Below are 22,404 nucleotides of genomic sequence, written 5' to 3'. Positions count from 1 at the left end.
CTTACCACGACATGCCCGGAATCTCCCGGGCATTTTGCATTTGGAGCCCTATATGTCCTTCGTCGTCACCAAGCGCCCGGTCGCTGCCTTCCCTATCTCCCTCGTCGTCAACGGCACGAATGGCGACCCGCTGGAAATCAGCTTCGTCGCTCAGTATCACCGGCACACGCCGGAGCAGTTGGCTGATCTGACCGACGGCATGGTCAACAAGGCGCGCGCCACCCAGGACTTGCCCCCCCTCCTGCGGCCCGATGGCTCCCAGGCTCCCGAGTATCCCTACTCGAGCGACCTCGAGTTCGTGCGAGCAAAGCTGGCCAACTGGCTGGGCGTGAGGGATGCGGCGGGTGACTCCGTCACCTTCAGCCGGGAATCGCTGCAGGCGGTGATTACGGATTGGCCGGAGCTGATCGCTCCGCTGTTCAGCGGCTTCTATTCCGCGCACCAGGGAGCACAGAAAAAAAACTAATCGAGGCCGCCAGGCGCTGGGCAGGAGCTGGCACATCACAGGCCGGCGGCTTTGATCCTGACGACCAGGTGCTGGCGGCGCTTCGGGCAGCAGGCGCGCCAGCGGAAGTTCTAGATGCGGCCAGGCCAGCATCGGCGTCTGACGACAAGGCGTTTGAAGTGTGGCCGGAAAACTGGCCGACATTTGAGGCGTTCATCGCATTGAGCCACTGCTGGACCTGGGTGGCGCCGGCAATGGGACGGCCCGTGAGGGTGGGAATCCCGTCCGCAGAAATCGAATCGACGCTGCGCCTGCTTCGGGCGAAGCGGCGAGTGCGTCGCGAGATGTTCATCGAACTGCGAGCGATGGAACGGGCCGCCCTTGAGGTCTTTGAAAGCAACGAATAGGCGCAACGCCGGAAATCAATATGACCGATAAGATCCTTGCCGTTCGGATGACCGGCGACGAGGCGGACTTGTTGCGCGCGTTCGGCGCGGGCAGTGCAGCGTCGGCTCAGTTTGCTGCCACGGCGGAGGCTTCTCTGGCGCGGGCTGCGGCAGCGGCTGATCGAGTGGGTGCGGCATCCAGCCAGATGTCGTTGTCTGTTAACGCGGCGTCGGCTGGCGCCCAGGCATACGCGACCGCTGGCGAAAGATTCCTGCAAAGCCTGGAGCGGCAGGCGCAGGCTGCAGGCAAGACCCGGTCCCAGCTGCTGGAGTTGCGTGCTGCGGAACTCGGGGTCGCGGCACAGGCCGCACCGATGATCGGCCAACTGAAAGCGCAGGAAACTGCGCTCAATGCGGGCTCGGCGGCCCTGAACAAGCATGGAATGTCGGCCGCCCAGACGGCAGCGGCGCTGCGCGGTGTGCCCGCACAGATCACGGACATCGTTGTTTCGCTGCAAAGCGGTCAGCAGCCCATGACAGTGATGCTGCAGCAGGGCGGCCAGCTGAAAGATATGTTCGGGGGGATCGCTCCCGCTGCGCGTGCGCTTGGCTCCACTCTGATGGGCATGGTCAACCCGTGGACGTTGCTTGCAGGTGCCGCCGTGGCCTTTGGCGTCGCGGCGTATCAGGGAAGTCAGGAGACTGAGCGGCTAAACCGGACCATACGGCTTACCGGCAACTACGCGGGCGTTACGGCCGGGAATGTCCGCGAGATGTCTGCGGCAGTGGCGGGCGTTTCAGGCGGTGGCCTAGGTAAGGCGCGTCAAGCGGTGGAGGCTCTGGTTGCCACCGGTCAGGTATCCAAGGACACGATTTCTAGCCTGAGCGCCACGATGGTGGAGCTGCAGCGCGCTTCCGGCCAGTCCATGGACGAGATCTCCAAGGATTTTGCGCGGATGCCGGACGGCGTGACGAAATGGGCGGAAGAGCACAACCGCTCCATGAACTTCATGAATCTGGCGCAATGGGACTATATCCGCACGCTGGAGGAGACTGGCAATCGCGAGGCGGCCATGCAGGCCACTTCAAAGGCGCTACATGACTACCTAGGTAATGAGGCTCCACAGAAGTTAGGCGTATTGGAGCGGGCGTGGAAGGGCGTAAAGGCTGCTGTTGAAGGGACGTGGGAAGCCCTAAAGTCTATCGATCGAGACGATGGGGCGGCCGAAGTCTTGGCGGTGGCGGAAAGGGAGCTGCGTCGGCGGGAGGACGTGGTTCGCACAGCAAAACAGCATGGTGCGAGCGTTTCCGAGCAGGAGGAGGCTTCGCTTTCGTCGGCGCGTATGCGCGTCCAGATGGCGCGGGATCAGCTGCAGACCGAGCAAGCCATCGCCAAAGCGCGAGCTATGGATGCGCAGAGGAACGCTGCGGCGATAGAGTCGCAGAAGTATCTCGAAGGTTTGTACCAAAATACCCCCGGGGGAAAGGCTGCCTCCCTTGATAAGGCACTTGCCAAGATCCGAGACAGCGCGGAGACGTTAAAGGGGCAGGGCTACAAGGGTCCGCTCGTCGAGTCACAGACGGTCACGGCGATGGAGGCCGCAGCGCGAAAGCAGTTTGAGGACAAAGGCGGTAGCGCCGGAATTCAAAGCGGAATTTCGGCTCAGCTGGCCGCAATGCAGGCGCAGGCGCGCTTGCGCGAGGAAGAGCTTCGACGGGAAACCACGCGCTTGGAGGGCGAGCGTGCCCGCGGTCTGCTGTCGGAAGAGCAATTCATCCATCGGCGCGCCGAGGCGCAGCGCGCCGCCCTGCAGGATGAGCTGGAGGTAGCTCGCAAGCAGGCGGAGATAGCCGGAGGAAAGAAGCAGCTTTCGGAGCGGGAGCGTTACCTTGGCCGCGTAAAGGAGCTTGAGGCCCAGATCGTTCGCTCCCAGGAGCAAGAGGCCACCGATATCGAGAAGTACCAGGAGAAGATCCGCGGAGCGTTGCGGGCTACTCAGCTGGACATCGAGAACTATCGCGAGACGCGTGACCTGCAGGCTAACCGCCAAGTCAACGCCATGACGCTGGGTGCGAACGATCGCGCCCTGGTGGACTCCGTGAATCAGGCCCAGGACCGATTCCGGCGCATCCGGGATGGCTTCACGGACAAGATGCTGCGCGAGGGAGGGGCAGACGCGCTCGATTCCGCACAGTACCTGCAGGGAATTGCTCAGATCGATGCGGCCATGCTGGCCCAGGTCGAGCGTGAGCGCGCGTACATGCAGGAGCGTGTCGCAATCCAGTCTGACTGGAAAAACGGCGCGCTGCTTGCTGTCAACGACTGGCTCGACGGCACTGCGAATCTGATGGCGCAGTCGCAGCAGGTCTTTTCATCCCTGTTCACCGGGATGGAGAACGTCGTTGCGAGCTTCGTGACCACCGGGAAGGCGAAATTCTCGGACTTCACCCGCAGCGTTCTGGCGGATATCGCAAAGATTGCGGCGCGCCAGGCCATGGTCGGGTTCGTAACCAGTGTTGCTGGAAGCCTATTTGGCGTTGGATCGGGTGCTGCCGCCGGTACGGAGGCTATGGCCAGTAGTGTTCAGGCCGCTGGAGGGGACGGCATTGGATCGCTGATCGCCTCTAACGGCTGGGTGGCAAACGCAAAGGGCAACGTCTACTCGTCGCCCAGCTTGTCCGCCTATTCGAACGGGGTCTATGACACACCGCAGGTCTTCGCCTTCGCGAAGGGCGCAGGTGTCTTTGCCGAGGCTGGCCCTGAAGCAATCATGCCGCTGAAGCGCGCGCCGGACGGGAGTCTTGGTGTCCGCGCGCAGATCCCGAACTTCCCCCAGGCTGCCGCGGGCGATGACCTGCGGGCAGGCAATCGCCCAGTCCAGGTGCAGATCTATCTGCAAGAAGGGGAGGGAGCTCGCACGAACGCGCCGGCCAGCCTGGAGCAATTCGGCAAGGAAATCGGCGAATTCGTTGACCAGCGGTTTGAGCGCCTCCTGGCCCGGTCCTACCGGCCCGGGGGGACTTCTTGGAACCGTCAGAACGGTAGGTGAGCTTCGTGGAAATTTTTACCTGGTGCCCCCGGAGGAATCCGAAGGGGGAGGTCGCCTTTCGCGGGTTGAGCGCGCAATTCGGCGATGGATTCGCGCAGGTCGCCGAAGACGGCATCAATTCCCGCTCTGAGTCTTGGCCGCTTGAGTTCTTCGGGACCGAGGCTGAGATCCAGCCAATCAAAAAGTTCCTTGACCGCCACGGGACCTGGACGGGGTTCCTTTGGACGCCGCCCCTGGGGCAGCAGGCGGTCTTCCTGATGGAGCGGGGTTACAGCCCTGTGCCTCTGGGTGGCGGCTGGTTCACGTTGGCCGTCACCTTCAAACAGAAATTCATTCCCTGATGACCATGGTGAACCTCGAAATCGTCAACGTTGGGCAAGCGCCCAATGATGGCACCGGCGATACGCACCGGGATTCATTTCAAAAAACGAACCGGAATATGGCGGCGCTGAAAGCGGCGCTGGAAGACGCGTTCAAGACTGTGGAGATTCCGGCGTCCGCGAATCTGAACGCCTACACGACCACCGGCACGTTCCACCAGTCCGCGAACGCGGGGGCCGTGGGTGGTACGAACTATCCCGAGGGTACCGCAGGCTTGCTGCAAATCGTGGCAGCGGGTACGTCGTTTGTGTATCAGCGGTACGTGACCACGGGGCGCCGTAGCTATTGGCGGACTCGCGCTGGAGGCGACTGGGCTGAATGGGTGAGAATGCTCGATGCCTCGATGCTGGGCGCTGCCAACGGTGCCGCATCGCTGGGCGCCGACAGAACGATCCCGCGCGAGCAGCTGCCAGTCCTGACCGCGGTGCCTGTCGTGGCCGGCACCGACGCGAACACGGTCACCGACCCCGGCTCCTACTACATCAACAGCGACGCGGACGCGACGGCGGCCCTTAATTGGCCGGAGCCGCGGGCAGGAACCTTGGTGGTGGAGCGCGCTGCCGCGGGCAACCTACAGGTCACCCAGACCTACACGACTCGCGGCGGTTCTGGTGGCATATCGCGCACCTATAAGCGCGTGCGCTTCGGCGCGACGCCTGTCTGGGACGCCTGGCAAGAGCAGGCCAGGCTGGACGAGGCGATGAAAAACGTCGCCCTCTCTGCCGGTACCGACGCCAACACGCTGACGGCCGCCAACACTTTCTACACCTGGGGCGCTGGCGCTGTGGTGTCCCAGGGTGTTAACTGGCCTGCGGTCATCCCGGGATCAGGTGTGTTGACCGTAGCCGTGATGGCCGCGACGACCGTCATCCAAAGCTTGGAACTGCTATCGGGTGTTGGCCGCCGCCCTCTCTGCCTTCAGCGGGCGCGCATCAACGGGGCTTGGGACTCTTGGTACGTGGTCGCACCGATTAGCGCGGTGGTGGACCTGCCCACAGCGAATCTCGGCGATGTTTATGTGGACGGCGACGGTTGGTACACCTGGAACGGGTCGGCTTACGCGCGCCGCAGCTTGGCCAAGACGTTGGTCGGCGTCGACTTGAATACGGTAGATGCCCCGGGATCCTACGCCTGCAACGTCAGCCTGGAGGCCACACCAGCCCTGAACTACCCGGTGCAGCTGGCCGGCATTTTGGAGGTCGTCGCCTCTCAGGCGAGCAACCTGCAGGTCACTCAGACCTACACTGCTTTCCCCGAAACCAGCCCGGTGACCTACAAGCGCGTCCGCTTTGGCGCCTCCAAGCTGTGGGGGCCGTGGCTTGAGCAGGCTCGCCTTCGAGACGCGATGCACCGGGTGGCCTTGGGTGCCGCCGGCGTGAATGCCAACGCGCTCGTCGCGGACAACACGTTCTACACCTGGGAGTCTGGCTCCACCATCACGGGCAACGGCGGCGCCAACTGGCCCCCCGTGAATAACGGTACGGTCGGTGCAGGCTTCCTGGAGGTGTTCTATATCTCTTCTGGCGCGATCGTGCAGCGTTGTACGCTGCTGGGTAACGCCCAGAAGCCTCGTGTGTTCCAGCGGTTCGGCGCAGGTAGCTCCTGGGAAAGCTGGAAGATCACCGCAAGTCTCAGCTCGTCTGCGTTCCTGCCCGTGGCCGACTGCGGCGAGGTGTACGTGGATGGCGTTGGCGTATACCAGTGGAATGGTTCGACTTACACGCCCCAGACCCCGCTTACTGGCGTGTTGCTGATGAAGCCAAGCGCGGTGGTAATGGGCGAATTTCCTGGCCAGGCGTCGTCTACGGGCAACCGTTTCATGTCCTACTCGGGGGATACCTATCTGGCAGCTGTACCCGGTTCAGGCGGGACTGTCGCGGGGCTTATTGCGCGGGGTGCCGACTCGGCTAATTCGCAATTCGTGGGCCTGTCGATCAGCTCGTCCGCGTGCTACCTGCTTTTCAGCCGACACGGAACTGCTGCGGTTCCCCCCAATCTGATCATCTCGTCGGCGACTGGGGAATGCGGCCGCGTGGTCGAGGACGGCCGCTGGCAGTTTGGCCGCTTCATCATGCCCAACGTGCAAACGAAGCTCCACGTCTCCTTCAACGGCGGCGGCCTGGAGTACGGCATTGTGACCCGTCCAGTCAACGCATTGGATTCCACAGCCATCCAGTTCCAGTCCTCCACAGGTGGCGTGGCAGGCTACATCTATTCGACGCAGGCGCTGACCACGACCTACGCCACGACCTCGGACTATCGGGCCAAGACCGATTTGGGGAACCTGGACCCCGAGAACTCGCTGGCCACCATCAACGCGCTGCGTCCCATTCTGTTCCGTATGAATGAGGCGCCGGAAGGCTCCGAGATCCAGCGGGGCTTCATCGCGCACGAACTACAAGAGAAAGTCCCCAACGCGGTGGTGGGCAAGAAGGACGAGATGATGGCTGGGCCTGGCGGTCCCGATGCGCCGGAGGTGCCCAGATACCAGGGCGTGGACATGTCACGCATCATGCCCGACATGGTGGCTGCGGTGCAGTGCCTGACCCAGATGCTGGAGGAAACCAACAGATCGTTGGTGACGGCCAACACCAGGATCGCGCAACTGGAAGCCGCGGGCTCGCCCGCTACCCCGGAGTAGTGCAATGGGGATCTATGCGGATGTTCAAAAGCTGGAGGTCGGCCAGTTGGTCGACTTGTTCGAGCTGGACGCCACCGGCATTGGGGGCACGCTTCAGCGCTTTCACGGATACGCCCAGGTAGGCCCAATCTGGTGGCAAGGGAATCAATACGACCCCTGGGCTATCCAGGCTGAGGGGTTTGAGCAGGTGGGTGAGGGGCAACAGCCGACCCCCACTCTGTCTGTAGGCAATATTGGGCTGGACGCCGCAGGCAACCCCATTCCTGGTGTGATTTCGGCCCTCTGCATCGCGCTGGACGATCTTGTCGGTGCCCGCGTGGTCGTTCGCCGAACACTTGGGAAATATCTGGATGCGCGAAATTTTCCAGATGGAAATCCGACCGCCTCGTCCGAGGAAGAGTTGCCGCCTGAGGTGTGGATTGTCCAGCAGAAGACGGCTGAAACTGCCGAGGTTGTGGAGTTTGAGCTGTCGAGCGCTCTAGATTTCAACGGCCAAAAACTCCCTGGTCGCCAGATCATCGCCGGTGTTTGCGGCTGGCTCACCAGGGGCGGCTATCGCGGGCCCTATTGCGGATATACGGGCTCTCGCATGTTCGATGTGGAAGGGAATCCCGTTTCCGACCCAGCGCGCGATCGATGTTCTGGGTTGCTGAGCGACTGCAAGAAGCGCTTCGGCGAGTACGAAGTGATTAATTTCGGCGGCTTCCCTTCTGCGGACCGCATTCGAGGATAACCATGCGGAAGAAGACGATTGACGCCATCCGTGCTCATGCGATGGCGGAGTACCCGCGCGAGTGTTGTGGCCTAGTGGTGCAGGTGGCTCGTCGGGAGATCTATTGGCCGTGCAGGAATCTCGCGACAGGCGCTGAACATTTCGTTATGGATCCTCGGGATTACACCGCTGCGGCCGATGCCGGGACTCTCAAGGCAGTGATTCATTCCCATCCGGACCAACAGCCCCTCTTGATCCATGAAGCGGATCGTGTTGCGTGCGAAGAGAGCGAGGTGCCTTGGTTCATTGTTGCCGTTGGCCGTTCCGAGGCCGGTCATGTAGAGACGCGCCAACTGGTCAGCTTTGCTCCTGAGGGATACGAGGCGCCACTTTTGGGGCGGCCTTTTGCTCACGGGGTTCTGGATTGCTACAGCTTGATCCGCGATGGGTACGCTCGGGAACTGAACATCATTCTGCCGAATTTTCGTCGGGATGATGGCTGGTGGGAGCCGGGCAGGGAGGGCGATCTTTACATGGACCACTATGCCGAGGCTGGCTTTCGACCTCTTGCGGCAGGCGAAAGGGCGCAGTTCGGCGATGTGGTGCTGATGCAGATCCGCTCGGATCGAGTCAACCACTCCGGCATGTTCATCGGTGACCGGCCGCTGCAGGAAGCGCCTGATCTCTTTCCTATTCCAAATGCAATGCTGCATCACTTGTATGGGCGAGACTCCGAACGTGTGGTTTACGGCGGCTATTGGCGCGAGGCAACCCGATTGATCCTTCGTCATGAGGGCGTGGAATGACCGAGACGCTGAGAGAGGTGCGGATCTATGGGCGGCTCGGGGGGAAGTACGGACGAACCCACTGGCTTGCCGTGAACTGCCCGGCGGAAGCGATCAGGGCCCTATGCATACTGCTTCCCGGATTTGAGCGCGATCTGGCGAATAGCGACGCACATGGTGTGAAGTTTGCGTGCTTCGTAGGCAACCGAAACATCGGCGTGGAGGAAATGCAGTATCCGGTTGGAGGAGAGCCGATTCGGATAGCTCCTGTCCTTGCGGGAGCAAAGCGCGCGGGTCTATTTCAGACGATTCTGGGCGCGGTGCTGATCGTTGTCGGAGCGGTGCTGACATACACCGGGGTCGGCGCCCCGATTGGTACGCCGATGATGAAAATTGGCGCGGCGATGGCGCTGGGGGGGGTGGTGCAGATGCTTTCGCCTCAGCAGCAGGGGCTAAGCAGTGCTGACGGCCCTGAGAACGGCGCTTCCTACAACTTTAACGGTCCAGTGAACACGATGGCCCAAGGCAATCCGGTGCCTCTCTTGTACGGGCGAATGATCGTTGGAAGTTCCGTTATATCGGCCGGTATTTACGCCGAGGACCAAGTATGAGAGCAAATAATCTTGCAATGACAAGGGCGCCCAACGGCGCCCTTGTCGTTTCTGGCGTCTCGGCAAGCAATTTGCAGCCCATAACGGGTTTCGGTGGCGGGAAAGGCGGAGGAGGCGGCCGGAGTCCCCGCGAGGCCCCAGACAGCCTGCACAGCACCGCATTTGCGCGCGTCGTCGATCTGATCTCTGAGGGCGAGGTGTTCGGTCCGGCGCATGGACCTGATGGCGCGTTGCGTGACGTGTATCTGGATGGTACGCCGGGAGCGAACCAGGATGGTTCGGTGAATTTTCCGAACATGGCGATTGACTATCGCACAGGAACGCAGACGCAAGAGCCTTTGCCGGGCTTCCCTGCATCCGAAGTCACCAGTGCGGTGAATGTGGAGCTTACCCAGGGAAGCCCGTGGGTACGAACTATCACAGACCTGCAGCTATCGGCTGTGCGCATCACGTTGGCTGTGACGGGGCTGAGCAAGGCAAACACCTCGAATGGAGATATCGGCGGCTACCGCGTTGAGTACCAGATCGAAGTAAGTGCGGACGGTGGTGTCTACCAGCTCGCGCTTGCGAGTGCATTTGACGGGAAGACAACGCAACGCTATTCGCGATCGCATCGAATTGACCTCCCGGCCGCGCGATCTGGCTGGTCGGTGCGAGTTCGGCGAATTACGGCGAACGCTAATAGCAGTGTCATTTCTGATCGAACCTATGTAGATGGGATTACGGAGGTAATAGACGCGAAGCTTAGGTACCCGATGTCTGCTCTGGTCGGCATCAAGCTTGATGCCTCCCAGTTCCAATCAATACCCGCGCGATCCTATGACTGGAAGGGACGAATCATCCGCGTCCCGTTGAACTATGACGAGGATCGGCGCGCATACGCGGGCACCTGGGACGGAACATTCAAGCTTGCGTGGACTGACAACCCTGCGTGGATTTTCTATGACCTCGTGACCAATGATCGGTATGGCCTGGGTGAGCGCATACCCTCCGGCTGGTTGGATAAGTGGGGGTTGTATCAGATAGCCCGGTACTGCGATGAACTGGTGCCCGATGGATTTGGCGGGCAAGAGCCACGCTTCACCTGCAACTGCTATTTGCAGACAGCCGCGGACGCGTATCGGGTTTTGCAGGACCTGGCGTCGGTGTTCCGGGGAATGACGTACTGGGCGAATTCGTCAGTCTTTGCCGTCGCAGATATGCCCGGCGATCCCGTCTATACCTTCACGTCGGCCAACGTGATCGACGGCCGATTTAATTACGTCGGCTCTTCGTTGAATGCTCGCTATACCGCAGCCCTTGTGTCCTGGAATGATCTTTCAGACATGGGGCGGCAGAAAGTTGAGTATGTCGAAGATCGTAAAGGCCTGGCGCGGTTTGGGCTTAAGCAGATCGAGGTAAGCGCGTTTGGCTGCACCTCTCGCGGTCAAGCTAACCGGGTCGGTAAGTGGCTTCTGCTCACCTCGCGGATGGAAACCAGGTCCGTATCATTCTCCGTCGGGCTTGATGCGTGTCGTGTACGTCCCGGCAGCATTGTTCGGATCGCGGATCAACACCTGGCAGGGCGCCGAGTGGGGGGGCGCATCCACTCGGCGACTTCTACCGTTATTACAGTCGATGCTGCGCTGGGGGTTAGACCGGGGGATCGCCTGGCCGTCAATTTGCCCAGCGGAGTTTCGGAAACCCGGATTGTCAGCGCAGCAGTGGGGCAAGGTCTGACTGCAGATTTGACGACCTTCACGGTTGACTCCACGGAGTTGACCGCAGATATGCTCGGCGTGCCGGGAATGGTCCTCATCATCACGGTAACAGCGCCATTCTCCGAGGTGCCGGAAGCCGAATGCGTGTGGACACTAGAATCTGAGGTGCTGTCTGCGCAGCGCTTTCGCATCATCAGTGTGAAGCGTAAGGAAGGGCTCATCGCGGAAATCGCGGCCATTCAACACGAGCCTGGAAAGTTTGACAACGTGGACTTTGGCACTCGCCTGGATCCCGTACCGATCACAGTAGTTCCCCCCGGTGTTCAGCCGCCACCGACCAACGTCACCATCAGTTCCTACCCGTTGATCAGTCAGGGTATTGCAAGCCATACGGCGGTTTTTTCGTGGGCTGCTGCCGAGGGCGCCGTGAAGTACGAGGTGCAGTGGCGGCGGGACAATTCCGAATGGATTAGCCTGCCGCCGACTGGGTCTACCAGCATAGAGGTTCAGAACATCTTTGCTGGCGGCTTTATGTGCCGAGTGAGGGCGTTCAATCCAATGGATATATCGTCCATCTGGGCCACGTCATTGCTAACGCAGCTGGACGGGATCTTGGCCCCACCGCCAGCGGTAACGAGCCTTATTCCGACGTCGTTGGTGTTTGCTATTCGGCTGCGCTGGGGCTTCCCTGCTGGACCGTCAATCATTGAGCGAACGGAGATCTGGTACAGCGCCTCGCCAGAGTTCGAGTCGGCGCAGAAGTTGGGGGACTATGCGTTCCCACAAGACAGCACGACGCTCATGGGCTTGTCTGCCGGCGCGCGACTGTACTTTTGGGCCATCTTGCGTGATCGGAATGGCGTACCAGGTCCGCGCTATCCGGCGGGGAACGGTGTGCTCGGTCAGGCAAGCTCGGACGCGGGGGAAATTCTCGAATACCTCACCGGCAAGATCACCCAGACGCAACTGGCTCAGGATTTACTCGCCCCGATTCAGAAAATCCCGGTTCTGGAAACGCGGATTGCCGATGAGGAGGAGATCCGTCAAACCCAGAATGAGGCGATGGCGAGGACGCTCAGCACCGTGAGCTCCAAGGTGGACGAAAACACCTCGCTGATTCAGGAGGAATCGACTACGCGGGCGAACGAGACGGAGACGCTGGGCCGGCGCGTCACCAGTGTGCAGGCGACTGCCGACACTGCTTCAGGTAAGGCAGACGCAGCCTCCGGAAGGGCGGATCAGGCATTTGCGGGAGTTCAGCAGACGAGTCAGGCAATAGCCAAGACAAACGGCGACTTGGCGGCGATGTGGACCATCAAGGCTGAGACCTCCGTTGGCGGTCGCAGCTACATGGCTGGAATAGGCGTCGGCGTCGAAAACACGGGCGGCGTCATCGAACCCCAGGTACTGGTGATGGCCGATCGATTCGCGGTTCTGCACCCGAACGGGAGCAACGTCACGTCTCCTTTCGTCATCCAGGGCGGGCAGGTCTTCATGAGCCAGGCCCTGATTGGCACTGCGTGGATAAAGAGTGCAAATGTGGAAAGCCTGGACACTGCCAAGGTGACAACAGGCGTCATGAGCGCTGACCGCATCGATGCCAACTCGTTCGCCGCGAAGGTGGCGAACATAGAGACAGCCTACGTCAAGACGGCGAACATTGGCTTCGCCCAGGTCGGTACTCTTCAGCTGCAAAATGGGGCGGTGTCGGCCGGGAACGCCGTCCCCTTGAACCTGAATTTCGGGGCGGGCAGCGGTGCTAATTCGGCTTCCATCACGTTCAATCTGCCTTCAGCGGGCTCCGCGTTGATCAGCTATGAGTTTGCGGCGAAATCGAGCTCGGCCCAGGTCGTCGTGGCCGAATACGTGCGGCTCTATTTTGATGGTGCCGAAGTGAGCAGGGTGCCTGTAGTGAACTACACCTCAAGCGAGCAGGAAAACACGAAGTCCGGGAGTTCTATCCGGACCAACATCCCTGCTGGGTTGCACACCATTAGTTTGGTATTCCCTCGACCAGGCACCGGCACTGTGTCTGTCTCGGGAAATCTGGCGCTGCTCTCGTTCGTTCGCTAAGCCTTTGGCTATTGCATGGGCCCGTTTCGGCGGGCCATTTCTATTGCTGGAAATTTCAAAAGGGAGAAGTGATGGCAGAACCTGCAAGCACAGGTGTTGTGGCGGTGGCCGCCGCGGGCGTGACGCTCGCGGGCCTGCTGCCGGGGATTGATGGCAACGCTCTCATCGGAGCATTTGCCGGGGCTTCGCTCTTCGTCGTGTCGCGCAAGGAAGGCGGATTGCTGTCGCGCGGCATCTACTGGGCGATTTCATTTGTGATCGGCTACCTGGCAGCACCGGATGTAGTGGCGCTGACGCCTGTCAAGGAAACAGCCATAGCGGCGTTCGGTGCTGCTGCGCTGATCGTGACTATCGCTCTGGCGGCAATCGAGCGCATCAAGACGTTCGACTTCACCACGGTCTTCAAGAAGGGGAGCTGAGATGCAACCTGCCGAAATGATCAGTATGGGCCACCAGCATCTGGTGGCCCTTTTGTTTGTGGTGGCGAATTTCGCTTCGGCGGTGCGGCTGCTGTTGTACCGGCGCAACGGCGCACGGTTCCGCCGCGGAATGTCGTGGCTGGCCTACCTCCTCATCGTGGGCACTGGCGGCCAGGCCCTGGATGTGCTTGTGCGGCATGAGCCTGTAACGGTATGGCAGGCGGTGGTGGCGGTACTGATCGCCGTGTTGGTGTATCGCGCCCAGGGGAATGTGGCGTGCATTGTGAGGGTCAATTCATGACGTTGAAAGAAATTGTCGCTGGGGCGATCAACCCGGCGTTGGCGCTGCTGCCGGCCAATATGGACACGCCCGCGGCGCGTGTCCAGTTGCTGGCTACCGGTCTGCAAGAAAGTCGCTTTGTGGACCGCCGTCAACTGGTCGGCCGCCCGCCGCGGCCGATTGGCCCCGCCAAGAGCTTCTGGCAAGCGGAGCAGGGTGGCGGCATGGTGCACGGCGTCCGGCTGCACGCGGCAACGAGCGCCGCGGCTGCCCACCTCTACCAGGCCCGGGGCGTGCCCGCGCGCGATGCCGCGATCTGGGACGCCATCGAGCATGACGACGTGCTGGCGGCCGGCCTGGCCCGTCTCCTGCTGTGGAGCGACCCGGGCCGGCTGCCGCTTGTGGGTGACGAAGAGGGCGCCTGGCGGTTGTACCTGCGCACCTGGCGGCCCGGTGCTTACGACCGGGGCTCGCCCGCCCAACGCGCAGAGCTTCGCGCCAAGTGGGGCCGCAACTATGCGCAGGCAGTCGCCGAGGTGGCGCGGTGAACGGCCTAGCGCGTGTTGTCGGCGCGTTGATGGGCTGGAAAGGCTACACCGCGGCGGCGCTGGCCGGCGCGCTGATCGTCGGCGGTGCGGCCTGGACCGCGCAAGGGTGGCGCTATGGCGCGGTGGTCGCCTCGATGCGTGCTGACGAGTCCGACCGCGTGGCCGAGTCGCAGCGTCAGGCGCGCGAGATCCTGCTGCGGCGCTACGCCGTCGTGGGGGAAATCAACGAACGAAACGCGAAGGCCGAGTGGGCTGCGTATGGAGGAATGCGAAATGCCCAAGTTGAGGATGACCGTCTGCGTGCTGATGTTGACGCTGGGCGCCAGCGGCTGCGCGTCGCTGCTGCCTGCCCCGCCGCCAGCGGTGGAGTGCCCAAAACCGGAGCCGGCGCCGGCATGGGTAATGGAACCCGCCCCGAACTTGATCCAGCTGCTCGATCGGATTATTTCGCCCTACGGGCAGGAATCCGGCGACTGACGGCACAGCTGAAGGCTTGTCAAATTCGTTTAAGATAGGTTAAGTCATCCGTAGGTTTTGGCATGGCGCTTGCTGCAGAAAATACACTTTACTTGGGGGCTGCCATGACACGCGACGAATTTGTTTCTATGATGATCCTGTTGCCACGCCTGGAAAAATTAGGATTTGGTGATTGGGCAGATGTCTTGGACTCGTATGCGGAGATTCTCGTCCGTATTGAAGGTAGGCTAAGCGCCAATGAAACTGCGGAATTGATGGGCATAGGGGCGGACTTCTATCGCACGCTGGCGCGGTGTGAAGACTATAGGCGGAATGCAGTTCCCCTCAGATGAAAGAAGGGCGCCCCTAAGGAGGGGCGCTTTTTTTGGTTGCTGGGAGTTATGCCCTCTTTGAGCCTGTTGAGCGTCGGTGCAGGCCCATCATGCGTCGCTTTTCAACTTCCGACTTCCATCCGTCCTCCCAAGCGTCCACCTTGGCTCGCCACTCTCTCGGGCGTTCCCCTGTATGGCCGGGCATGGCCCGCGCGCGGAGGAAGGGGCAATCGAGCAGCGTCAGACCAACTCGCGCCGAAAGCGCCCCAAGCTTCTGGATGTCCATTTGCATGGTAGTACCCCCCAAAAGTTGTGAGCTTTCAGTATGCAATTCAGCCTACGCCATGCGCAATGCTGCAGTCGTATGGAGATGTAGGCATTTTTTTCTGGGTCATCGAGTGGCCTCGCCACGGTATCAGGCCGGACGAAATGAGGATTCGCAGCTCGATGGCGGGAGGCGAGAGATGTAGATCAGTGTTTTCGGTGTGTATGGTGCAGCAGGTTGGCTAGGTGGCCATAGCCCGGACGGCGGCTCACCTGTCTCATGTGCTGATGTAGCTCCGCTTCGGCCGACTGGACTTGCACCCTTCCGGCCGGCCTAAGAAGCGTGGCATGTGGATCTTGCAGTTTGTCCTTCCATTCTGCCGATTCTTCACCTCGCAGAAAGGGGGAGTGCGGGTCGTACTTACCCATAGTCATTTCCTAAGTGATTGGTGAAAGCGAACGCCAAGAAAGGTCCCGCAAAGAAAATCCTACTGCGCTATCGAGAGCGATTTCAAGCCCTTGCGAGCCCTTCATATTCGCGACTCATCCTGCAGTACGATTTCACAAGGAGGAAGGCAGCGGACGCTGCGCCAAAGCACGTTTCAGCAGCAAGACAATGTGTGGCGCAAAGTAGGAAACGGCGTTAACTTTCACTTTCAGGCCGCTTATGTGCGACGGCGATACCTACAGTTCCATCGGGCATGCGGTATTTGCCGCCGGATAGCCACGTAACGAGGTCTCCGGTTGGCAAGGTACAGACATAGTGTGTAACAGGTTTGCCATCTGCGCTGCGGTTGCTTACGAGCCTTCGCTCAACACGGCAGGTAGAACGATCCGGCATTTTGACAATGACATCCGATAGTCGGGGTCCCGGCGCCATAATGCATTCCTCCAGAAGCCAATCCTGTGAGGCCAATTCGGCCAACGTAGATGGGCGAATCAGAAGTGTCGTCAGTGCGTACGGCTATCTATTTATCACATGTCGTGTCGCGATACAATTATCCTTGCCGCCCGCAGTAGATGGCTCAGGGGGCTACGTGTCGCTCGCAACTTAAATGTATCGTCCGATACCGGTGATGAGGGTTGACGTCTCGGATTCCCCCCGAAGCCCGAGACCAATTAGCTGCGAATTGGATCAAGTGCTAGCCTATCTCGCGTCAACTTCATCGACACGTCGGCGTGCGTACCGCGATCCAGGTCGGTTCCTGGCGCTGCCGTACACTCGGGTAGGTCAAGCAGTTCCCCCGCAACCTCTCCAGCTTCAATTCGACGAGTGATGTCATCGAGCAGGAGCGTGCGCGAAGCGAACCCTCGGCCCGTGAGGCCTCGTGCGAACAGGCGGTAGGCCAAATTGGGCTCGGCCCCTTTCATGACGCCGAGGTCAAAAATCCTGCCTTGCTCATTCCTAAGCAACAGGTGTCCTGGGCGAGCGTAGATCCTGTATACGCGCCAAGGCGAGAGAATTGCAGCGTCCGGGGTTGAGGGCTGTGCGCGGGGGGGATCGAGATGCTTCAACGACGTCCCGGGTGAGACGAATTTCCGGCAAGCAGTAATGACGCGTAAAAATGACTTAGTGAAGAGCTTCATGATCGGATCGGCCTAAATGAATCGAAGCGCGATACGGCCGCGATATGGCGAAGCAGTCGATCAAATCGAAGTTCTAATTTGGGGACCGGTCGGCCTGTATCGTGGCCTATGAATAGCGCAGAATTATCGTGGGTCGAGATCGAATCACGACAACGCTGGCTCTCGCAATCGTGCGACGAGTCAGCGCCTGCTCACAAGCTTTCAGCCATCCATCCGCAGCTAGGCAGCTGCGTACTCCGTGGATTTAGGCCGAACGCGTGCGATACGCCTACTGAGGGGGGCGCTGCTTTAGCGGATCATTTTGCGCTTGTTTACGCGCGGCTTCTTCTTTTTGCTCCTGACTTTGTTGCTCTTGCTGCTTGTTGGGCTGGTCGCCTTGACCAGGTTGAGTGGGGGGGCCAGCTGCGCTGAAGCGAGTGGGGAATGTCATGATGTGTGCCTCTTTAGTTGTCGTGGCGAGTGCCACGTATTCAAAGTACGCTCAATGGCACGTAGGACCTACGACTGAATTGAAACAAGCGTAAGACCTGTGGAGGTACCTGCTCTACACTGACTTCATGCAACCGTCTTGGAGGCTGCCATGTCACAGTCAATGGGTGTGAAAGCACTGGAGCGGTGGGACGATGAGGGGGGATCGCAGCTTGCCTCTCTTGCCAACTCGTTTGCTATCGAGGAGTTCGAGGCGTCTGAGTGTCGGATTTTGGCCTTCCTGGGGGCGTCCGTTTTGAGCCTGTGGGACGACCTTCCAGTTGATGCGCGCCAGCGGATGCTAAATCGTGAGATTGCTCAGGCAGCGTTCGACAAGTCGGTACTAAAAGTAAAGATTGCGCGTCTTGCTGCGGGAGATTTTTTTTCAGGGGATAGACATGAGCCACGATCATGATGACTCTGATATTGAGCGCTGGCTCAATGAAGGAGGGGTGCAATTTCCCACATTCGTTGAGTTGCTGGATCCAGGGGTGCTTGACGAAGGCGAGCGGCGAGTCATCGCGTGCCTTGGGGCAGCAATTTTGAGCATCTGGCACGAAGTGCCGACCGACATTCGAAGAATGGTGTTGCAGGGCGCGCTCAGCACGGCTACGTATGATGCTGCGCTGTTGAAGGGGAAGGTCGCGATGTTCTTGCGAGGGAGGCAAGGCTCGTTAAATTGAGCTCGGCGCCATCGCTCGCATTCAGGGAAATGCGGCACAACACATGCGCGCCTCCTGCTGGAAGGGTGGAGGGCCAGTATAGAGTCACTCGCCTTTGCGACCTCGGATGTGCCGGCCGGAGGCAACAATAAACGCAGCGGGATCGCTTCCCCCTCGTGGCCGGCGCGACGGTTGCTCGTTCATTCGGATGCTAGGAGGGTGGGGTACGTTCAATGAACGGATGCGGCATCGAAAACTTAGGCTATCCGCATCCTTCATCTGGGAAGAATGGGGCTATCGTGAACGATGAGCCCCGGGGCAGAATCGCCTGCGCCCATGGCTGGTCGTTTCTCCGTGCCGGTGGGTACAGGTCCAGCATCCGCCGTGTTCGGTCTGGCGTCGTTTGAAGTAGGACATTCTGCGTTAGAACAGACGGCTTGAGAGCCGCATAACGCCGTAGTGTCAATTTCACAATTGTTCTAACGCAAAAATAGAAGAACCCCTTTATATCAATGCTTTATGGCAATTTCATACGGGCCTTCTAAGCCTGAGGTCGGGGGTTCGAGCCCCTCCTGCCGCGCCAATATCTTCATTCGATACCGTACTTCCCCGGCGCAATCACCCCATTCGGATCCAGGGCCGCCTTGATCGATGCGCAAGCTCGCACCAGCTCCGGCATGCGCTGCGCCTGGTGGAACTCGTGATACATCGTCGGCGCACGCCCCACGAAAATGCCTCGATCGGCGAACAGCTTGGCCAGTGTCCGGTAGCAGGCATCGGCGCGGGCGGTTTCGTCGGCGTCCTCGCGGTTGTAGATGATCGCGTGGATGGCGCGGGCGAATCGGGCGCCGCAAACGTTTGACAGCAGGTATTCCAGCCCGTGGTCGCGGCAGATGCGGCGTGCATCTGCCTGCAGGCTATTGACGATGTCACCCGCGACCGGGGAACCCGCCGACAGCCAGATCGCGCCGCCGCCCGGGCGCCAGCCCAGCATCTTCAATTCGCTGTCGGTCGGCACGCCGGTGTTGGAGTTGATGGCGATGTGCAGGGGGCCGATGTCCTCGGCTTCCTCCAGGGGAATCTGGCGTCCCTTGCCCGAGGCCAGGAAATGCTGGGCGATGCGGTCGATCTGGGGCTGTACGGCGGCGCGACTCGCGCCGTACACGGCGCCTGATACGGTCCAGGATCCCAGGTCATACTGCCTGCGCAGCGCGGCGCGGCCCTCGTCGGACAGCGCGCGTTTGCCGCCGCTGGCCGCGTATTCGGGGTTGGTGGCCGCCGAGGACAGCAGATACAGGTCGTTGGTGGCGCGGATCAGCGTCGGCACGAAATTGCTGAGCTTCAGCGGACGGATGCGTTCGACGATCTCCCCCAGATCTTCGTCGTCGGGGAAGGTGAAAAAGAAGGGTTCGATATGCGGCGGCCGGGGCATGAGCCACATGCCTACGCGGGTGACGATGCCAAAGTTGGATTGGGAAAACAGGCCGTCCAGCGTGGGGCCGAAGCTGTATTTGGAGACGTGCCAGTTGGGATGCGAGGAACCCGCCAGGCTGCCGTCGCCGGTGCGGATCACGTCGCCATTGCCGAGCACAACTTCCATGCCGCAACTCATGCCGAAGTGATCGGCGTAGGCGCCGCTGCCGCCGCCCTTGTCCAGGGCGTTGGCGAGGATGCTGCCCTGCGATGGACCTGCGGTCGGCGAGATCATCAGCTTGCTTTCCCGGCGCTGCAGCTCGTCGTGCATGGCGCGGAAGCTCACGCCGGGTTCGAGCACGCAATAGCCCAGCGTCTCGTTGACTTCCAGGATGCGATTCATGCGCCGGCCCAGGTCCACCACTACCTGGCCGGGACGGATGGGCGAGCGGGTGCCCAGACCGATGTTCTGACCATTGCTGATGGGATAGAGCTGAACGCGGAAGCGATTGGCCAGGCGCACCAGCGTTTGCACCGCCTCGGTCGAGTCGGGGTAGGCGACCGCGCCGGGGCGCACGTCGGCGCAGGGCAGGGTATGTTCGCCATAGCGTCCGAGGACGTCGTCACTCAGTGAGATCGCGTCCGCGCCAAGCTCGGCCGCCGCCGCATGGGCGAAATCTACGATAGGGTCATTGGAAGGCATACGTCTTTCACCACAGAAGATCGCCGCTGCCGGCGGTTGTCGGAACCGGCGTGGCCGCCGGCGTTGGAGTGTCGGCCGCCGCCTGCGGCGGCTTGGGCCGGAAGTCTTCAAGACCGCGTGGGGGCGGCCCGCCGGTGGCCCAGTCCAGCAGCTGGACCGTGTGCGCCACGGGCACCGGCGTGAAGCGCGAGATCTGCACCAGGCATCCCATGTTGCCAGCGGCGATCACGTCCGGTTGGCCGGCCGAGGCGTGGGCCGCCTTGCGTTGTCCCAGCCGGTCCGAGATGGCCGGCTCGAGGATGTTGTAGGTCCCCGCCGAGCCACAGCACAGATGCGATTCGGCGATATCGCGCACCTCCATGTCCAGCTTGCCCAGCGCGCGGCGCGGCGGCCGTTCGATTTTCAGGCCGTGCTTGAGTGAACAGGAGTCGTGATACGAAACGGCCAGGCCTAGCGCCGAGCCGCTGGCGGTCAGCGACAGACTGGCGGCGATTTGCGAGATGTCCTGAGTGGCCTCGACCACCAGGCGCACCTGCGTCGACAGTTCGGGGCGGTCAGAGAGTAGCTCTTCATAGCGTTTGATGACGGAGCCGCAGCCCGATGTGGTGCTGATGATGGCGTCGATCTGCCCCGCCAGCAGCGCGGTCGACCAGCTGCGGACGGCCTGTTCCATGTGCCGAGTGGCGGCCTCGCGTCGTCCCATGTGCAGTTCGAGCGCGCCGCAGCATTGCACGCCGGGCACGTTGACGACGGCGATGCCGGCGCGTGTGAGCAGCCGTTTGGCCGAGGCGTTGATCTCGGCGCCGAGCACCGATTGGGCGCAGCCGTCCAGCAGCGCGACGCGGCGCGTCGGGTTGGCGGGCGGCTGCGGAGCGGCTTCGGTGCGTGGCGCAAAAGCCGCGAGTGCGGGGGCGCTGGATAGGGAGGCCAACGCGCCCAACGGGCCGCCGAGGCGGCCGGCGGCGCCGCGCAGCAACCGGCCCGCGGCCGCGGCCGGACGCAGCAGCGCGGGGGTCGTCAGTACCCGGGCCAGCGCTGAGCGCAGCAAGCGCTGCGTCAGCGGGCGGGCCTTGCTTTTTTCGATGTGCTCACGCGCGCCGTCGATGATGGCGTGATACGAAACGCCGGCCGCGCAGGTGGTTTCGCACGACAGGCACGACAGGCAGCGGTCCAGGTGGCGCACGGCGGCCGGGCTGGGCGCTGCGCCGCTGTCCAGCATCTCGCGCGCCAGGGAGATCCGGCCGCGCGGTGAATCCAGCTCTTCGCCATCGAGCACGTAGGTGGGACAGACTGCGGTGCAGAAGCCGAAATGCACGCAACTCTCGGCGGCAGCGCGGACCGCGTCGGGGCGGTGAATGGTGATGGTCTTGGGCATGGTGCGACGGAAGCTTGCCGGCCAGGGCCGGGATGAAGCTCATTCTGCCGTCGGGCCGTGCGCGGGGCTGTGCCCAGCGCGTCAGTGGACGCCGCCCAGGGCGTCAGTCAGCCGCGGGTCTGCCCTTGCTTGAGCAGATTTACAGGCAATTCGCCGTATCGCTCGGAGAAGCGCCGCGTGAAGTGGGAGAGATTGTTGAAGCCGCAGGCGAAGGCGGCCTCGCTGACCGTGCGGGTCTTGCCGGCCGCCAGCAGCTCATGCGCGAGCGTCAGGCGGGCCTGCACCACGTAGGCTTCGAACGACAAGGCGGCATGCCGCGCAAACAGGCGGTGTAGGGTGCGGACCGATATGCGGCAGGCTGCGGCCACCGTTGCGGGCGACAGGTCCGGGTTGGCGATCGCCGTATCGATATGGCGCTTCACGCCGACGAAGCTCAGTTCGGTGGAAGGGGGCGCCGCGGCGTCCGCCAGGGATGCGCAATGCAGCGCCACGATTTCGATGACGGCATCCAGCAGCGTGTCGACGGTGCGGTCCTGCAGTTTCACCGTCGTATCGGTCAGCAGGCGCATGGCTTCGGTAAGCACGGGCGCGAACGGCATATCGGCCGGCAGGCTGGCCGGCGCGCGTAGCCGCCGCATGCCCGGGGCGCGCGCGCTCAAGGCGTGGCGTGGCAACAGCACCAGCCGGCGCGAGGTTGTTTCCGGGAACGTGATGTCGAACGCGGATCCGGTGTCGAGCAGCCCGAATTCTCCGGGCCGCAGGCACAACTGCTCGTCACCCTGGGACATCAAGGCGCTGCCCTGCAATTGCAGGCTGAGCATGATGTGATCGCCATTGAGACGGCTGACTTGCCGCTGGGAGCGGCGGATCATGTGCGGGGAGCTCGCGAAGTTCACGAGCCGGACTCCCGCGCGGTTCTGGCTGGACATGGTGCCGGCGAATCCGGCGTCGGGTTCGGCGCGGAATTCAGAATCCAGCACACCGGCGCAGACCGCATCCTGCCAGAACGCCAAGGCGTGCTGGCCGTGATCGTGGGTGCTCCAGTTGTGCCATTCAGGCGCCATTTCGGCTCCGGGGTCCGTTGCGTGCTGTCGCTGCCAGCGGCATCGGCTG

At 61.6% G+C, this 22,404-nt stretch carries 21 protein-coding genes; 16 read left to right on the top strand and 5 right to left on the bottom strand.

Translation table 11 applies throughout. The annotated features are described in order from the left end of the window. Window positions 1-52 precede the first annotated feature (52 nt). The 14 genes from AC1RHV_RS10410 to AC1RHV_RS10345 all read left to right on the top strand — a co-directional run bounded on the left by AC1RHV_RS10410 (window position 53) and on the right by AC1RHV_RS10345 (window position 14,840). Window positions 53-466 (top strand): hypothetical protein, encoded by a 414-nt coding sequence (locus AC1RHV_RS10410; RefSeq protein ID WP_492300651.1) that lies wholly within the window; start codon window positions 53-55, stop codon window positions 464-466. Window positions 467-534: 68 nt separating this feature from the next. Next, window positions 535-852 carry a DUF1799 domain-containing protein gene (locus tag AC1RHV_RS10405; RefSeq protein ID WP_492300815.1) on the top strand — a complete coding sequence of 106 codons (318 nt, stop codon included), beginning with the start codon at window positions 535-537 and terminating at the stop codon, window positions 850-852. Window positions 853-872: 20 nt separating this feature from the next. Continuing rightward, window positions 873-3,881: a phage tail tape measure protein gene (locus AC1RHV_RS10400; RefSeq protein WP_492300650.1), complete on the top strand. Its 3,009-nt coding sequence runs from the start codon at window positions 873-875 to the stop codon at window positions 3,879-3,881. Window positions 3,882-3,886: 5 nt separating this feature from the next. Further along, window positions 3,887-4,222: a phage tail protein gene (locus tag AC1RHV_RS10395; protein ID WP_165867964.1), complete on the top strand. Its 336-nt coding sequence runs from the start codon at window positions 3,887-3,889 to the stop codon at window positions 4,220-4,222. Continuing rightward, the gene (locus tag AC1RHV_RS10390) at window positions 4,222-6,903 is read left to right on the top strand and encodes a pyocin knob domain-containing S74 family peptidase (protein ID WP_492300648.1); all 2,682 of its coding nucleotides are present in this window, start codon (window positions 4,222-4,224) and stop codon (window positions 6,901-6,903) included. The genes AC1RHV_RS10395 and AC1RHV_RS10390 overlap by 1 nt, the downstream gene beginning before the upstream one ends. A 4-nt stretch (window positions 6,904-6,907) precedes the next feature. Further along, window positions 6,908-7,636, top strand: coding sequence for a phage minor tail protein L (locus tag AC1RHV_RS10385; protein WP_492300646.1), 729 nt, complete (start codon window positions 6,908-6,910; stop codon window positions 7,634-7,636). Between the two features lie 2 nt (window positions 7,637-7,638). After that, entirely contained in the window at window positions 7,639-8,421 is a 783-nt protein-coding gene (locus tag AC1RHV_RS10380; RefSeq protein WP_492300644.1) for a C40 family peptidase, read from the top strand. Then, window positions 8,418-9,011, top strand: a complete 594-nt coding sequence (locus AC1RHV_RS10375) for a tail assembly protein (RefSeq protein WP_460360983.1) — start codon at window positions 8,418-8,420, stop codon at window positions 9,009-9,011. Before AC1RHV_RS10380 ends, AC1RHV_RS10375 begins: the two co-directional genes overlap by 4 nt. Continuing rightward, window positions 9,008-12,784, top strand: a complete 3,777-nt coding sequence (gene gpJ, locus AC1RHV_RS10370; RefSeq protein WP_492300642.1) for a TipJ family phage tail tip protein — start codon at window positions 9,008-9,010, stop codon at window positions 12,782-12,784. Before AC1RHV_RS10375 ends, gpJ begins: the two co-directional genes overlap by 4 nt. Window positions 12,785-12,855: 71 nt before the next feature. Beyond that, window positions 12,856-13,203: a putative holin gene (locus tag AC1RHV_RS10365; RefSeq protein WP_173146365.1), complete on the top strand. Its 348-nt coding sequence runs from the start codon at window positions 12,856-12,858 to the stop codon at window positions 13,201-13,203. Between the two features lies 1 nt (window position 13,204). Then, on the top strand, window positions 13,205-13,504 hold the full coding sequence (locus tag AC1RHV_RS10360) for a phage holin family protein (protein WP_217278776.1): 300 nt from the start codon (window positions 13,205-13,207) through the stop codon (window positions 13,502-13,504). Next, complete coding sequence (locus AC1RHV_RS10355; protein WP_492300639.1) at window positions 13,501-14,031, top strand: hypothetical protein; 531 nt, start codon at window positions 13,501-13,503, stop codon at window positions 14,029-14,031. The genes AC1RHV_RS10360 and AC1RHV_RS10355 overlap by 4 nt, the downstream gene beginning before the upstream one ends. Next, the gene (locus tag AC1RHV_RS10350; protein ID WP_217278777.1) at window positions 14,028-14,546 is read left to right on the top strand and encodes a lysis system i-spanin subunit Rz; all 519 of its coding nucleotides are present in this window, start codon (window positions 14,028-14,030) and stop codon (window positions 14,544-14,546) included. The genes AC1RHV_RS10355 and AC1RHV_RS10350 overlap by 4 nt, the downstream gene beginning before the upstream one ends. Window positions 14,547-14,612: 66 nt before the next feature. After that, window positions 14,613-14,840 (top strand): DNA-3-methyladenine glycosylase, encoded by a 228-nt coding sequence (locus tag AC1RHV_RS10345; protein ID WP_173146368.1) that lies wholly within the window; start codon window positions 14,613-14,615, stop codon window positions 14,838-14,840. A gap of 46 nt (window positions 14,841-14,886) precedes the next feature. Here the strand turns inward: AC1RHV_RS10345 and AC1RHV_RS10340 are convergent, their stop codons facing one another. Continuing rightward, a complete protein-coding gene (locus AC1RHV_RS10340; RefSeq protein WP_302053203.1) occupies window positions 14,887-15,105 on the bottom strand; it encodes a CrpP-related protein in 219 nt (72 codons plus the stop codon). A 1,097-nt stretch (window positions 15,106-16,202) separates the two neighbouring features. Next, entirely contained in the window at window positions 16,203-16,670 is a 468-nt protein-coding gene (locus tag AC1RHV_RS10335; RefSeq protein ID WP_254241742.1) for a hypothetical protein, read from the bottom strand. 580 nt (window positions 16,671-17,250) lie between these two features. Between AC1RHV_RS10335 and AC1RHV_RS10330 the strand changes: the two genes are divergently transcribed. Both AC1RHV_RS10330 and AC1RHV_RS10325 read left to right on the top strand, forming a co-directional pair. Then, window positions 17,251-17,553: a hypothetical protein gene (locus AC1RHV_RS10330; RefSeq protein ID WP_080551133.1), complete on the top strand. Its 303-nt coding sequence runs from the start codon at window positions 17,251-17,253 to the stop codon at window positions 17,551-17,553. Continuing rightward, a complete protein-coding gene (locus tag AC1RHV_RS10325; protein WP_173146369.1) occupies window positions 17,537-17,821 on the top strand; it encodes a hypothetical protein in 285 nt (94 codons plus the stop codon). Before AC1RHV_RS10330 ends, AC1RHV_RS10325 begins: the two co-directional genes overlap by 17 nt. A 568-nt stretch (window positions 17,822-18,389) precedes the next feature. On the opposite strand, the gene AC1RHV_RS10320 is transcribed toward AC1RHV_RS10325, so the two are convergent. The 3 genes from AC1RHV_RS10320 to AC1RHV_RS10310 all read right to left on the bottom strand — a co-directional run bounded on the left by AC1RHV_RS10320 (window position 18,390) and on the right by AC1RHV_RS10310 (window position 22,355). Beyond that, complete coding sequence (locus tag AC1RHV_RS10320) at window positions 18,390-19,916, bottom strand: FAD-binding oxidoreductase (protein ID WP_175161895.1); 1,527 nt, start codon at window positions 19,914-19,916, stop codon at window positions 18,390-18,392. A gap of 7 nt (window positions 19,917-19,923) precedes the next feature. Further along, complete coding sequence (gene glcF / locus AC1RHV_RS10315; RefSeq protein ID WP_492300636.1) at window positions 19,924-21,291, bottom strand: glycolate oxidase subunit GlcF; 1,368 nt, start codon at window positions 21,289-21,291, stop codon at window positions 19,924-19,926. Between the two features lie 107 nt (window positions 21,292-21,398). Beyond that, window positions 21,399-22,355, bottom strand: a complete 957-nt coding sequence (locus AC1RHV_RS10310; protein ID WP_054453540.1) for a helix-turn-helix domain-containing protein — start codon at window positions 22,353-22,355, stop codon at window positions 21,399-21,401. Window positions 22,356-22,404: the final 49 nt, after the last annotated feature.

This window comes from Achromobacter sp. GW823-FHT04E03 (assembly GCF_058796095.1).
The sequence above is the reverse complement of the archived record's forward strand: the minus strand, read 5'-3'. Positions and strand labels throughout refer to the sequence as shown.